At 66.3% G+C, this 14396-nt stretch carries 11 protein-coding genes; 6 read left to right on the plus strand and 5 right to left on the minus strand.

What is annotated here, in order from left to right; genetic code table 11:
• Positions 1–55: 55 nt before the first annotated feature.
• Positions 56–772 (minus strand): RluA family pseudouridine synthase, encoded by a 717-nt coding sequence (locus tag R5W23_RS07420; RefSeq protein ID WP_320685787.1) that lies wholly within the window; start codon positions 770–772, stop codon positions 56–58.
• A 348-nt stretch (positions 773–1120) separates the two neighbouring features.
• Positions 1121–2551, minus strand: a complete 1431-nt coding sequence (locus R5W23_RS07425) for a S41 family peptidase (RefSeq protein WP_261185768.1) — start codon at positions 2549–2551, stop codon at positions 1121–1123.
• 336 nt (positions 2552–2887) lie between these two features.
• Here R5W23_RS07425 and R5W23_RS07430 point away from each other — a divergent pair, with 336 nt between their 5' ends.
• A complete protein-coding gene (locus R5W23_RS07430; protein ID WP_320685788.1) occupies positions 2888–4117 on the plus strand; it encodes a TIGR03000 domain-containing protein in 1230 nt (409 codons plus the stop codon).
• Positions 4118–4344: 227 nt separating this feature from the next.
• Here the strand turns inward: R5W23_RS07430 and pruA are convergent, their stop codons facing one another.
• Positions 4345–7410 (minus strand): L-glutamate gamma-semialdehyde dehydrogenase, encoded by a 3066-nt coding sequence (pruA, locus tag R5W23_RS07435; RefSeq protein ID WP_320685789.1) that lies wholly within the window; start codon positions 7408–7410, stop codon positions 4345–4347.
• Between the two features lie 93 nt (positions 7411–7503).
• On the opposite strand from pruA, the gene R5W23_RS07440 reads away from it, so the two are divergent.
• The 3 genes from R5W23_RS07440 to R5W23_RS07450 all read left to right on the plus strand — a co-directional run bounded on the left by R5W23_RS07440 (position 7504) and on the right by R5W23_RS07450 (position 10974).
• Positions 7504–8361 (plus strand): serine/threonine protein kinase, encoded by an 858-nt coding sequence (locus tag R5W23_RS07440; RefSeq protein ID WP_320685790.1) that lies wholly within the window; start codon positions 7504–7506, stop codon positions 8359–8361.
• Between the two features lie 95 nt (positions 8362–8456).
• Positions 8457–9689, plus strand: a complete 1233-nt coding sequence (locus tag R5W23_RS07445; protein WP_320685791.1) for a DUF3754 domain-containing protein — start codon at positions 8457–8459, stop codon at positions 9687–9689.
• Positions 9690–9861: 172 nt separating this feature from the next.
• Positions 9862–10974: a pyridoxal phosphate-dependent aminotransferase gene (locus R5W23_RS07450; protein WP_407936108.1), complete on the plus strand. Its 1113-nt coding sequence runs from the start codon at positions 9862–9864 to the stop codon at positions 10972–10974.
• 429 nt (positions 10975–11403) lie between these two features.
• Here R5W23_RS07450 and R5W23_RS07455 read toward each other — a convergent pair whose 3' ends face one another.
• Together R5W23_RS07455 and R5W23_RS07460 are read right to left on the minus strand one after the other, a co-directional pair.
• Positions 11404–11880 carry a hypothetical protein gene (locus tag R5W23_RS07455; protein WP_320685793.1) on the minus strand — a complete coding sequence of 159 codons (477 nt, stop codon included), beginning with the start codon at positions 11878–11880 and terminating at the stop codon, positions 11404–11406.
• A 4-nt stretch (positions 11881–11884) separates the two neighbouring features.
• Entirely contained in the window at positions 11885–13243 is a 1359-nt protein-coding gene (locus R5W23_RS07460; protein ID WP_320685794.1) for a hypothetical protein, read from the minus strand.
• Positions 13244–13329: 86 nt separating this feature from the next.
• On the opposite strand from R5W23_RS07460, the gene R5W23_RS07465 reads away from it, so the two are divergent.
• On the plus strand, positions 13330–13500 hold the full coding sequence (locus tag R5W23_RS07465) for a DUF6800 family protein (RefSeq protein ID WP_010046860.1): 171 nt from the start codon (positions 13330–13332) through the stop codon (positions 13498–13500).
• Between the two features lie 425 nt (positions 13501–13925).
• On the plus strand, positions 13926–14381 hold the full coding sequence (locus tag R5W23_RS07470; protein WP_320685795.1) for a hypothetical protein: 456 nt from the start codon (positions 13926–13928) through the stop codon (positions 14379–14381).
• Positions 14382–14396 lie beyond the last annotated feature (15 nt).

Consider the following 14396-nt stretch of genomic DNA (forward strand, 5'->3'; position numbering starts at 1 on the left):
GGGTGGAAGCGGGCGCGTGGTTGGGCGCAGGGGCATCGTAGCGACCCGCGTGCCGTCACGCCACCGGGTCGTCCGGAAGTGGGTGCCAGTACGCCGGGACGGGGGCTTCGATCACCAGTTCCTGCTTGGTGAACGGGTGCTCGAAGGTGAGCCGGCGGGCGTGGAGGGCGATCACGCGGTCGCGCGGCAGTTCCGCGGGCGGGCCGAACGGGCGCGCGCTGCCGTAGAGCGAATCCCCGATCACCGGGTGCCCGCGCCACGCGGACTGCACGCGGAGCTGGTGCATCCGTCCCGTGAGCGGGTGGAGCTCGAGGTGGGTGTGGGCGGCGAACCGCTCCAGCACACGGCACTCGAGCGTCGCGAGCTTCGCGCCCGGTTCGCCCTCGTGGCCGCGCGCGGCGCGGGCCTCGTTCTCGACCTTGCGGATGTAATCGTCCCACACGCCGGCGTCCGGCGCGACGACGCCTTCCACGAGTGCCCAGTACACCTTCCGGACGCTGCGCTGCTCGAATTGTGCGTGGACCCGTTGGGCCGCCTTGGTGTTGCGCGCGAAGCACACGACCCCGCTGACGGGCCGGTCGAGCCGGTGCGGGACGCCGAGGTACACGCCCGCGGGCTTGGCGTACTTGTCCTTGATGTACTCGCGCACCCGCTCTTCGAGGTTCGGCACCCCGGGCGGCGCCTGCGTGAGCAGCGGCGCGGGTTTGTTCACGACGACGAGGTGATGGTCTTCGTACAGAACAGCAAGCGGCAGTGTGGCGGAGTCGTTCATGGTGTTTGAAGGCGAGCGGGGGGCGTGAGCCCCCCGAGGGACCCAACGCCGAAGAACTCAGTCAATCAGTTTGTGTTCGTCACGGTGTTCGCAGGCGAGCGGGGGGCGTGAGCCCCCCGAGTGACCCAACGCCGAAGAACACAGTCACTCGGAGCGTGCTCGTCGCTCGGTTCGTATTCGTCACTCGGTTCGTGTTCGTCACTCGGTTCGTGTTCGTCACTCGGAGCGTGCTCGTCGCGCAGTTCGCGCTCTTCACTCGGTTCGTGTTCGTCGCTCAGTTTGCGTTCGTCACTCGGAGCGTGCTCGTCACTCGGGGGGCTCACGCCCCCCGCTCGCCTGCGAACAACGCTACCCCAGCACCCGTTCCGGGAGGCGCCGGGCCGGCGCGGTGCCCACCCCGCGGAGCTTGTTGCGCAGCACCTCGAGCGCCTTGTTCAGCGGCTGATCCGTGTACGGCTTGCTGTCGTCCACGATCGGCTTGCCGTCGATGCCCTTGGGGTTCGGCGCGGCCGGCGGCTTCGGGCCGACCACGTCCGGCTTACCCGCCACCCACTGGCGCTTCAACTGCTCGACCTCCGCGCGGAGCTTGTCCTCCTTCGTGGTCGGGACCTCAATGTCGGGCCTCACACCCCACTGGTCCGGGGCGTCCTTCGAGGCGCGAATGCGGTCGATGTTGGCCCCGCTCGGGCGCCAGTAGGTCTCCGTCGTGAGCTTCACCGCGCTGGGCGGATCGCCGGGCAGCCGCAGCAGCTTCTGAACGCTCCCCTTACCGAAGCTGCGCTCGCCGATGACGACGGCCCGCTTGTTGTCCTGGAGCGCCGCCGCCACAATCTCGCTGGCGCTCGCGCTGCCGTCGTTCACCAGCACCGCGATGGGCTTCTGTTCCGCCGGCAGGAACATGGTCCCGTCCTTCTTGGCCTCGAACGTGCGCTCCTTGCTGCGCCGGTCCCGCGTCGAGACGATCTTCCCCTCGGTTAGGAACAGATCGGACACCGAAACGGCCTCACTCAGCAACCCGCCCGGGTTCTCGCGCAGGTCAAGGATGATCGCCTTTCCGCCGTCTCGCTCGATCTCCTCGACCGCCGCCTTGATCTCTTTCGTGGTCAGCTCGCTGAACCCGCTGACGCGGATGTACCCGATCCCGCCCGGCTTGTCCGCGAACCACTCCCACTTTTGAGGGTCGTCGGCCCGGCGCCGCACACCCGAAACCGGGTGCTGCGCCACCTGGGCGCGTTTCAGTGTGACCTGCTGTTCGGCCGGGTTGCGGCCGGCGCGGCGGGTGGTCAGGGTGACACTCGTGTCGGGTTCGCCGGTGATGAGCTTCCGTGCGTCCGGGACCGTGATCCCCTCCGTGGACGTGTCGCCGACCTTCACGATCAGGTCGTCGGCGATGATCCCGGCGTCGTAGGCCGGCGTCCCGGGCATCGGGTGATCGACCTTGAGGAACTTCGTCTCCGGGTCGATCGTGAGAACGATGCCCACGCCCCCGAAGCTCCCCTGCGCGTCAGTCTCGAACCGCTTGAGGTGCTCGGCGTTGAGGTACTCGGAGTGCGGGTCCAGTTTCCGCAGCCCGCCGTTAATCATGTCCTCGACGAACTGCTGCCGCTCGTCGTCGCTGAGCTCGCGGTAGAAGTTCGAGTCCACCTCCGCGAGGACGTCCACGACCTGCCGAACGAGTCGGTAGTCCTTGTCCGGCGCCGGGGCGCTGTAGCTGATCGCCAGCCCCAGCGCGATGATCGCGGGCACCGCGACGAGCCATGCGAGGTTGCGAAGCGGCATTCGCTCTCCTTCGGAGAGGGGCGGAAGTCAGGGGCGGAAATCGGGACCCGGCGTCAGGAGGCGGTTCGGCGCCTGTTCCCGGCTACTGTCATTGTGGCACAGGCGCCGGCAACCGGCCCAGGGCTCAGGATAGCAGTCCCGCGGTGTTCCGGTTCTCGACTCCTCCGATTGCACGGATTATACACTTCGTTCGTGTTGCGCGGGAGTTGAACCTTCGCAACCGATCTGGTTGTAAAGATTACCGCCAGTCGATTTGTCCTCCCCTCTTGCGCCAGTTATCCTCGCGACAAGGGCTTCGCAAAGCCCGCAATTTACCGCGCCCGCGAGGGACCGAGTATGTACAGCGTTGTGATGATGACCGCCCTCACGGCCGCGCCGGACGCGCCGGGGTTCAACGGCTACTTCCGCGACCTCTTTTTCGGAAACAGTTGCAACGGATGTAACGGGTGCAACGGATGCTCCGGTGGGGTGCGGTACAGTTGCTACGGCGGCGGGTGCTCCGGGTCCGTGGCGTACCCCGCGTCGTGCAGCGGGTGCTGCGGGTCGTCGTGCAACGGCGGTCACGTGTTCGGTCTGGGAATCGGCGACCGCGTCCGCAGCTTCTTCGAGCGCGACAGCCGCACCGGGTGCTGCGGTTCGCACAGCTACGGCTGCTGTGGGTCGCACAGCTACGGCTGCTCCGGTTCGAGCTACTCGTGTTCCGGGTACTCGTGCAGCGGGTCGGCGTACTCGTGCTTCGGCGGCCCGGCGATCTCGTACACGCCGATCGTGACCGGCGGGTTGTCGTGCCAGGGCGGGCTAGTTTACCCCGCACCGCCATCGTTCGATTCGTTCCCGCCGTCGCCGGTGCAGCCGAACATTCCATACGCCGAACCGCGCCCGGCGGAAGCAACGGGGCTGCGCCCCGCCGCACACGCCGCTCCCTCGGCGACCGTCGCGAACGGCCAAGCCGCCCGCGCCACGGTGGTGGTGCGCCTCCCCGCCGACGCCCGCCTCTCGGCGGAAGGTCGGGAACTGAGCCTCGTGGGCTCGGAGCGCCGGTTCGTCTCTCCCGAACTGCCGCGGGACCAGGAGTTCATGTACCGGTTCACGGCGCAATACGAACGCGACGGCAAAATCGTCAGTGTCACGGAGAAGGTCGCGGTGCGGGCCGGCGCGACCGTGTCAGTCGAGTTCACGGACCTGACCGCGCGCCCAACCAGTTCGACGGCCGGCACGACAACCGCGAACGGTTCGGGCACGCCGAGCGCGCCGGTGACGGAGCCAACGAAGGCCGAGCCGCCCGTCCGCGACACTCCCGCCGCGCCGACCGGGCCGACGAACGACCGCGCGACCATCACGGTGAAACTGCCCGCGGGCGCGACCCTCTACGTTGACGACAAGAAGAGCCCGTCGAAGGAGGCGGTGCGCCAGTTCGCCACCCCGCCGCTGCCCGCGAACCGCGAGTTCGCGTACCTGCTCAAGGCGGAAATCATGCGCGACGGGCGGCCCGAGACGCTGAGCCAAAAGGTGCCGTTCCGCGCCGGCGAGCGGGTGACTGTGGACTTCACCGGGCTCAGCAAGTAGAGCGTCGGTGGCACAGCACAGGAGGCACAGGGCTTCCGCCCTGTGCTACGTCCGGCGACCCCTCCGGGGTGCAAGACGAAGGCAAAAGAAAAAAGCCGAACGTCAAAAGTGTTGCTCCTTTTGACGTTCGGCTTTTCCGTTCAACTCGCTTCCCGCCACGGAGGGGCCGGCGGACGTAGCACAGGGCGGAAGCCCTGTGCCTCCTGTTCCGCTGACCGGCTCGTTCTTCACTCCCCCGCGACGGCCTCCGGGGCGAACCCGCGGCGCATCTGGTTCTCGGTGATGGTCCGCGGCAGCACGAACTGCAGCAGGTAGTCCGGGCCGCCGGCCTTCGAGCCGATCCCGCTCAGCTTGAACCCGCCGAACGGCTGGCGGTCCACCAGCGCCCCCGTACACTTGCGGTTGATGTACAGGTTCCCGACCCGGAACTTGCGCTTCACCTTCTCCAGGTGGCTCGGGCTGCGGCTGTAGCACCCGCCCGTCAGCGCGTACTTCGTGCCGTTCGCGATCCGCAGCGCGTCGTCCAGGTCCTTCGCCCGGATCACCGACAGCACCGGCCCGAAGATCTCCTCCTGCGCGACGCCGGCCGTTTCGGGCACGTCCGCGAAGATCGTCGGCGGGACGAAGTAGCCCTGCTCGGCGAGCGCGCCGAGGTCGGTCTGGTGGGCCAGACGCGACTCGCGCTTTCCGGCCTCAATGAACTTCAGGATGCGGTCCCGGGCTTCGGCGTCGATGACCGGCCCGAGCGAGCAGCCCGGATCGTCCGCCGCCTTCACTGCGAGGCTCTTGGTCGCTTCAACCAAGCGGTTCAAGAACTGGTCGTAGATCCCGTCCAGCACGATCGCCCGCGACCCGGCCGAGCACTTTTGCCCGCCGTACCCGAACGCCGAATCCACCACGCCCTTTACCGCCTCGTCGAGGTCGGCGTCGGAATCCACGATGACGGCGTTCTTGCCGCCCATTTCGGCGATGACCTTCTTCACGAAGTTCTGGCCGCCGGGCGTCTTCGACGCCTGCTCGTTGATGAGCAGCGCGACCTTGAGCGACCCCGTGAAGGCGATGAGGGCCACGTCCGGGTGCTGAACGAGGGGCGGGCCGATCACGTCGCCGTCGCCGGGGAGGAAGTTCACGACGCCCGGGGGCGCCCCGGCGGCCTGGAGGCACTCCATCAGCTTCGCGCCGATGATGCCGGACTGCTCCGCGGGCTTGAGGACGACCGTGTTGCCCGCCACCAGCGCCGCCGTCGCCATCCCCGCCAGGATCGCGAGCGGGAAGTTCCACGGCGCGATCACCACCGCCACGCCGCGGGGCTCGTAGAAGTAGCGGTTGTCTTCGCCGGGCACGTCGCGCGCCTGCGGCGCGCCGAGCTTCTCCATTTCGATCGCGTAGTACTCGCAGAAGTCGATCGCCTCGGCCACGTCGGCGTCGGACTCGCGCCACGGCTTGCCGGTCTCGAGCACGATCCACGCGGACAGCTCGAAGCGGCGCTTGCGGAACTGCTCCGCGAGCCGGCGCAGCAGCCCGGTGCGCTCGGCGAGGGGCGTGTCGCGCCACCCGTCGAACGCCGCGAGGCACGACGCCACCGCCCGGTTCGCCTGCTCCGCGGTCGCCATCGCGACCTTGCCGAGCACCTCAGACTTGCGCGACGGGTTCTCGCGGGCCAGAACGGCGCCGACGGGCTGCGGCTTGTTGTCGATGACGATCGGGTACGTGCGCCCGAGTTCTTTGCGCACCTGATCGAGCGCCGCGCTCATGGCGTTGCGGCTCGCCGCGACGGAGAAGTCCGTGAGCGGCTCATTCGCGAAAGGCGAGCGGGGGGCGTGAGCCCCCCGAGCAGGGGGAAGGTGCCCGTTTTGCGTACCGGCGTGCTCGGTGTGACTCATGGGTTCAGTGTGATTCGTGGGTGCGGCGTGACTCGGGGGTGCGGCGTGCGCGTTCGGGTCCAGTAGCAACAGCTCCTCGGCCAGCCCTTCGGCGAAGCCCTGCCGCAGGAACGAGTCGTTCGAGGAGTTTTCGAGCAGCCGGCGCACGAGGTACGCCATCCCGGGGAGCAGTTGCCCGTAGGGGGTGTAGATGCGCACCCGGTGGCCGAGCGACTGGATCGCCTCCTTGATAGGGTCGGCCATCCCGTAGAGCATCTGGAACTCGTACCGCCGCGGGGGCACGCCGAGCTTTTCCGCCACCGCCAGCGCGTGCGAAATGCTGCGGATGTTGTGCGACCCGAACGCGGGCACCAGCCACTCCACGTTCGCCAGCAGGAACTCCGTGAGCTTCTCGAAGTTCGCGTCCGACTGCCACTTTTTCGTGAAGACCGGAACCGGCCAGTGGTTCTGCGCCGCGACCACCGTTTCGTAGTCCCAGTACGCCCCCTTCACCAGCCGGATCCAGACCGGGCACTTCCGAACGTCCCGCGCCCACGCGAGCAGCGCCTGGAGGTCCGCCTCGGTGTCCGTCAGGTACGCCTGGATCGCGATGCCGACGTGGGGCCAGTCGCGGAACTCGGGCTCGGTCAGGATGTCGCGGAAGATCTGGAGCGTCACGTCCTTGAAGCTGTGCTGCTCCATGTCGAAGTTGACGAACGCGCCCGTCTGCTTCGCGAGGCTCAGAATGGGCCGCAGCCGCCGGCACACGGCGCGGGACGTGCCCGCGGGGTCGATCGGGTCGAACTGGCTGAACAGAGCCGAGAGTTTCACCGACACGTTCACCCGCGGGATCGGGCCGCGGTCGTCGCGGTCGATCGTCGGCTCCTCGGGCCAGTCGTTCACCTCGCGGGTGAGCCCGGCGAGCAGGTCCAGGTACTGCTTCTGGACATGGTCGGCCTCGACCTCCGTGATCGTGGCCTCGCCGAGCAGGTCGATGGTGAACGCGAGCCGCCGGGTGCGCATCTGGTGGACCGCGGCGACGGCCTCCTGCACGTTGGACCCGGCGATGAACTTGCGGGCCATCTGCTCCGCGCCCTTTTGGGACGCGAACGCCAGCCCCTGACCCAGAATCCCCCGATCGGGAATCAGCTTCGTGCCCAATCGCACCCACCACGGCAGCTCGTCCTTGGCCTCGTTGAGGTACTCGCGGAGGTGACGGGCCACCTCCTTCGGCTCCTTGAGGTACGGGAGCGTGTCCACGAACCGGAAGAGCTGCACCTTGAGCGCCGGGTCGTGCATCCCCAGGCCCATGAGCTTGTCTTCGACCCACGCGCGGGTGAACAGCACCGGCCCCTGCCGGTTCAGCCGGGCGAAGATCTCGCGCCCGTACTCTTTGGTTCGCTCATCGAGGCTCGTAACCGTAGACGACATGGTGACTCACTCTCGGGCACCGGCGCCGCTCGCCAACCCGGATCGAATAAGGTACGATTCACCGGACCTTCCGCTCACCCATTCGGTGCCCCAATGGTGATCGACAAGATCGGCAAGTTCACCGTACTCAACACGCTCGGCAGCGGTGCCCACAGCAGCATTTTACAAATCCGCCGGGCGGATGATGACCGCGAGTACGCGCTCAAGCTCGTCGACATCGGCGGAAAGGAGGACCTGAAGTACCTGGACCAAGCGAAACACGAGTTCCGCGTGGGGCAGATGCTCAACCACCCCAATCTAGTGAAGGTGTACGCGCTTGAAACCGAGGGCGGGTGGTTCTCCGGCCCGAAAAAGGCCAAGCTCCTGATCGAATACGTTCCGGGGCGGACGATGGACCGCCTGCCCCTGCTCAAAATGGCGAAACTGCTGCGCGTGCTGGAGCGGATCGCGGACGGGCTCACCCACATGCACAAACAGGGCGTGTGCCACGCCGACATGAAGCCGAACAACCTCATGTACGACCGCGGCACCCGGGTGAAGGTGCTCGACTACGGGCTGGCGTGGGTGAAGGGCGAGAGCAAGGACCGGGTTCAGGGCACGCCCGAGTACATCGCGCCCGAAACGGTGGAACACAAGCTCGTCAACGAGCGCACGGACATTTATAACTTCGGCGCGACGATGTACCGGCTCGCGACGCTGCAGCTCCCGCCGTCGTGGTTCGCCGGGGACGGCATGCTGCCGATGACCAAGAAGCTGTTCAAGGAGCAGCTCAAGCCGGTGCGGGCCGCGAACCCGCTGGTCCCGGAGGGGCTGGCCGACCTGATCCACCAGTGCCTCCAGCCGAACGCGACCAAGCGCCCGGAGCGCATGAGCCACGTGCAGGGCACGCTCGACCAGCTCGCCGACGAGGCCGCCGCCAAGCTCGACGACCCGGGCGTATTGGAGGAATAAGGCAAAAGTGAGAAGGCAAAAGTCAAAATCGAACCGGTGAACCGACTCGCTGCTGTGCCTGTTTTGCCTTTCGCCTTTTCACTTTTGCTTTTTTGATGATGAAAGAGCACTACATCCCGATCCGCGTGGCCGACCTCGTCGGCTACCTGTGCGAGGAGGCCGGGCCGCTCGGCGACCGGCCGCTTTCGGCCGAACAGCGGGCCGCGTTCACCCGGTTCGCGCGCACGGTGTCGGAGCACGTCCACACGCTGTACCTGGCCGAGATCCGCCGGCTCAAGGACGCCTACGCCGCGTTCGACCCCGACGCGGACCCCAGGCCGCTCAGCCCGCCGCAGGGCGCGGAGCGCGACGCGGCCCTCGACCGCCTGTTCGACACGCTCGTTCACCTGATGCGGCGGGCCAACTACATCCGGCTCACCCGCGACCAGATGGAGAGCATCATGCGCGGGGCGAGCGCGTGGGGCGTGGACATGGACGTGGCCTGGGAGGCGTTCGACAAGGTCGAGGTGTTCTACCGGGGTCGGGGTACGACCACGCGGCAGCGGCCCGGGCTGGTCCGGTTCTGGCGCCGGTTCCCGGTGGAGGTGACCACGTTCGCCCGCGCCGCGGTGGTGTTCAAGACGCGCCCGCACAAGCGGCTGGACGAGGGCACCGACCACGCCGGCGTCTACATGAAGCTGTTCAAGGACATGCCGCAGATCGACATCGAGATGCTGCTGCCCGGCGGGCGCATCCGGATGCCCAAGTTCGACCGGCTCAAGATCGGCGGGTCGCTCGCCAGCTCGGGGGCGTACCTGCTGTGGAAGCTGAGCCAGTTCCCGCTGATGTCGCTGCTGGGCGGGTTCGGGGTGAACGTGCTGTTCGCGCTGTACACGCCGCTGGCGCTGCTCGCCGGGTACGGGTACAAGACGTGGCACGCGTTCCACTCGTCGCGGCAGACGTACCTGCACCAGTTGCGGCAGAGCCTGTTCTACCAGAACCTCGCGAACAACGGCAGCGTGCTGTTCCGCGCGCTCGACGAGGCCGAGGAGCAGGAGGTGCGCGAGTCGCTGCTCGCGTACTTCTTCCTCTGGAAGTACGGCGGGGACCGGGGCTGGGACACCGAGGACCTGGACTTCTACATCGAGCGCGACCTGAAGAAGCGGCTCCCGGCGGAGGTGAACTTCGAGATCATCGACGCGCTCGCGAAGCTCATGCGGGCCGGGCTCGTGGTGAAGCGGGACCACCGGTACGTGGCGATGCCGATCGAGCAGGCGCAGACCAAGCTGACCGCCATGTGGCAGGGCTACGCGCACACCGCCCCGCGGCATTTGCTCCCGGGCGAGTAGAAAGAGGAAGAGGATTGGCCGCAAAAAAGCACAAAGGGCACAAAAAGGAACCAAGACAGAAGAGTGAGTTCAACACACTTCTGCTGTCTTCGTCTTCTGCATCCTTTTGTGCCCTTTGTGCTTTTTTGCGGCCAATCCTCTTCCTCTTTCTTGGTCGCCGAGGTGCGTTGTGATTTCCGAGTCGCTGTTGGCGGACCGTGCGCGGGCGGTCGAGGTGTCCGGTGTGCGGAAGATTTTTGAGCTGGGTAAGTCGCTCAAGAGCCCGGTGAACCTCAGCATCGGGCAGCCGCACTTCCCGGTGCCCGACCCCATCAAGGCCGCCGCGAAGGCCGCCATCGACGCGGACCACAACGGGTACACCGTCACCCAGGGCATCCCCGAACTGCTCGCGCGGCTGCGGGGCGACCTGCACCAGCGGTTACCGGGGCAGGACCGCGACGTGCTCGCCACGAGCGGCACCAGCGGCGGGCTGCTGCTCGCGCTCCTGGCGGTCGTGAACCCCGGCGACGAGGTGATCACCGCCGACCCGTACTTCGTGGCGTACCCGAACATGGTCGCGCTCGCGGGCGGGAAGCTGGTTACGGTCGATACGTACCCGGACTTCCGGCTCGACCTCGCGCAGATCGAGGCGGCGGTGACCCCGCGAACCAAGGTCATCTTGCTGTCCACGCCGTCAAACCCGACCGGCGCCGTACTCGACGCCGACGCCCAGAAGGCGCTCGCGCAGTTCGCCCGCGACCGCGGCATCCTGCTGATCAGCGACGAGATCTATCGCGCGTTCCATTACGACGGGCCGGCCCACTCGCCCGCCGAGTTCGACCCTAACGTCCTCGTGATCGAAGGGTTCGGCAAAACGTACGGCGTCACCGGGTGGCGGCTCGGCTGGGCGCACGGCCCGAAGTGGCTGGTTCAGGAAATGGCGAAGCTCCAGCAGTGTACGTTCGTGTGCGCGCCGAGCGTCGTGCAGTGGGGCGGCGTCGCGGCGATGGACTACGACGTTTCCGGCATCGTTGCCGACTACCGGCGCAAGCGGGACCAGCTCGTCGCGGCACTCAAAGGCGCGTTCGAGTTCGCGGTGCCGGGCGGGGCGTTCTACCTGTACCCGAAGGCGCCCTGGGGGACCGGCACCGAGTTCGTCACGGAAGCCGTGAAACACAACCTGCTCGTGATCCCGGGCGGCGTGTTCAGCGCACGCGACACGCACTTCCGCGTGTCCTACGCGGCTTCCGACGACACCCTCGCCCGCGGCATCGACATCCTTCTGGAGCTGGCAAAACGGAAGTGATGTCGCTGGCGTTTTGGGGATGAGCTACCTCTATCCCCACCCGGAGTGGTGGGGACGCGCAACGGAATAATTGGAAGTCGCAAAAGAATTGTGCCCGGCTGACAAACGGCAGCGAATAGGACGGTTGCGCGTAACGGGGGCAACACCATGAGCACCGCCGAAGAGGCGGCCGGTACGAGGCAAGGGCGTGTAGCGCCAAAACTCGATCGGGTAGCCCAGCAGATTTTGACAGGATCTACAGGATAAGCAGGATTTTGGGCTGATCTGTCTTCATCCGGTGGATCCTGTTCATCCTGTCAAAATTCTCTTCGCAAATTCTATTTTGTTCTAACTAACTTTGATCCTTGTGGCGCAGGCATTCCGGCCTGTGCGACCTTCTCGCGCCGCACAGACCGGAATGTCTGTGCCACAAAGACAAAAACCAATCGTCTACAGGTGGTCTGGCAACGGCTGCAACTCGGGAAAGGCGTTCACGGTCTGGTCGGGCGTGTGATTGAACACGACCCGCCCGGCGGTGTGCCAATTCCCCCGATGGAAGCTGAACACCGCGGTGGCCGGGCGCGGCTCGTTCGCCGCGGGCACGTCCTCCATGTCTCCCCCCTCAACGGGCGCGAAATCGATCCGCACCGGCACCAGCGCGACGATCGCGCCGGTGGCCGTGTCGCGCACCAGAACCGCGTCGCCGGTGATGGCGCACTTCACCCAGCGCAGCCCCCGGGGCAGTCCGGAGGCGCAGGCGGCCTTCAACAACTGCTCCTCGAACCGCTCGTGCTGGAGCCGGAACAGCTCGCGGCACCGCTCGACGTGGACCGCCCGCCCGAGTTGCCAGAGCCAGCGCACCCCGAGCGCGACGAGCGCCACGACGCCCAGGCCGCCGGCCAACCACCACATGCTCGCTGGGTCCATCGCGCTACCTCGCGAAAATCCCGATCCGGTCCCGGCGAAGCAGGGGGATGGCCCTGAGCGCCCGCTCGGTCTGCGCGCCGTGGTGGCTCCGCGGGAACGCCCGCCGCGGATCGCTCGCGTCGGTGATCTGCTCGGCACTCAAGCCGGCCGCGAGGTCGGCGGCGATTGCGTTGTAGTCGGCCCGCACCTGGCCGCCGTTCACCATGCCGGTGCCGGTGTTGCCGGGAAAGGCGAGCGCCGCCGCGACACACAGCGTGATCGGCACCCATTTCTTACCGGCCTTCGCCCACACGAGGTACGCGGTGCCGAGCAGCGGCCACGTGAGCATCGAGTAACGGGACCACAGCCCCATGTCTTCCCAGCCCTCGAACCCGGCGCGCCCGACTCCGATCGCCAGCGCCACGCCCGTTACTCCAGCCGCGACCGCGATCAGCCCCGCGCCCGAGAGCTTCTGATCCGGCTCCTTCCACCCGCGGAGCACCCGTGCGAGCGTGAGCGTGCCGACCGCGATCACACCGCCGGCCACGAGCGGCCACACCGCACCGAGGCCCATCCCGAGTGACATCGCGAGCACCTCGCCGGTCACGGTGGCGACCCGCACCGCGTCGGTACTGGGCGGCGGGTGGTGTTCGGGGCGGTGATAACCCTGAAAATACGCCGCGACGTACACAACCGGCAGCGCCGTCAGCGCCAGGAGGAGAATCGCCTGCCCCTTCTTACCCTCCCGCCACAGCGAGACGGCGACGAACACGAGCCAAGCGCCCACGGGCGGCACGAGCACCAATCCCGACCCGTTGGTCAGTGCGAGCAGCATCAGGAGCAGCGCCGCCAGCGCCCCGAGCCGAAACGCGTTCGCGCGGGTGATCCGCAACGCGACAACCGCGAGCAGGGTTGAAAGGGTCGCGAACAGTACGAAACACACCTGATAGCCCATCACGAAGTTTTCCCAGTGCCCGATGTGCAGCAGCGAGACGGGAAAGAACGCGTCGGCCCAGTGCGAGCGGCCGCGCAACTCCCCCGCGAGCCGCATCAGCCCGAGCGCGAGGGCCGAGAGCATCGCGATCTGGAGGAACATCCCGGTGCGGAAGTCGTGCGTGAGCTTGAAGCAAATGAGGACCACGAGCCGCGGGAGCGGCATCCGGTGTTCGTTGTGCTGCCGCCAGAGCCACTCGCCGGCGGGTTCGTCGCCCAGCAGGGCGGGTACGAACTCCCACTCGTCGGCGTAAGGGGCGTTCGTGCCGATCGTCGCGACGAACGCCAGCGCGGCGAGCGTCAGCACGGCCCAGACGGCCAGCAGCACGCGACGGAGCGGCCGGTGCGCTTCGCTTGTCGCGGGGGGCGGTGGTGCGTAAGTTTGAGACATCGCGTCCGTATTTGGAGCGGCCGTGAAGCAGCGTTTCGCTGCGCCAGGCCGCGAGACACGCCGCGCGTTCTTTTCAGGGGCAGTATATGGTCGAGCGTCGCATCGAATTGGATCGGCGGTACAGCCGCAAGAAGAAGATGAAGAAGCTGAAGGCGAAGCTGGAGACCGCGACCGGCGAGGCCCGCGAGAAGATCCTGTACAAGATCAAGCGCCACAGCCCGCTGTGGAAGCCGACGCCCAAGCCGGAAGGGCAGTGATCGGCCAGTCGGTCGCAAGTCTCAGGTCCGCAAGTCGTAAAGTCAGTAGTCGACTTTACGACTTGCGGACCTGAGACTTGCGACTCAAGTCATCCGCGCAACACGCACGTCCACCGTGTATTAATTGCCCACCTTTCCAGGCCTTCCGCAAACCCGTAGCTGATTCAATTTCGCTGCTGAGAGTGTGTTCCGAAACTCCCCTAGATTTTGAGCGGCGTGTGGTCTAGTCGTGGCCGCCATGAGTAGGACGCTGCGCCCGACGCATTTGACGGGCGCGCAATGGAGCAGTTGGACCGCCGGTCTGTTGCCGAAGCCCACGTGCGGAGTCGTCCCTGCCGACAATCGATGAACCAATATCTAATTGCCACTCGCTGGCGATAGTTTGACCCATCAACCCACATTCGGCCTAGCGATCAGGAGTGAAAATGTTCCACTTTATCATCTTCTTTCCCGCTGCATTTTTTGTTCCAATAAGCAGTTTTCAAGGGGACTGGCATGTGTACAGGATGAAAGTCCGTGAGCCTGGGACAGAGAAATGGTCTATATACACGTATTCTTGGCCCGGGGGGCCTTACTGGCGAGTTGCTGGCAGTTCAGTGGGCTCGACCTTCATGGACAAGCAAGTCAAAAAGAGCATCTCAGCAAACTGGCAATCAAACGTTAAAAATGGAGTACAATTTATTGATTACGATGGGCTGCACTACACGGGCACTTATTCGGTCAATAAAGACGAAACGATCACATTGACGCTCAGTGGCCATGCCCCTATTGCGCCTGGAGAAGAGACAGTCGGTACGAAGATAATGGTTATTTTTCTTGAGCGCCCGAAACCTCCGCCCACGCCCTTTGGTCCGCGCGAACCCCGTATTGCGCGCCCATGACCTGGTAACTCACGG

The sequence above is a fragment of the Gemmata algarum genome, assembly GCF_034097035.1.
Taxonomy (GTDB): Bacteria; Planctomycetota; Planctomycetia; order Gemmatales; family Gemmataceae; genus Gemmata; species Gemmata algarum.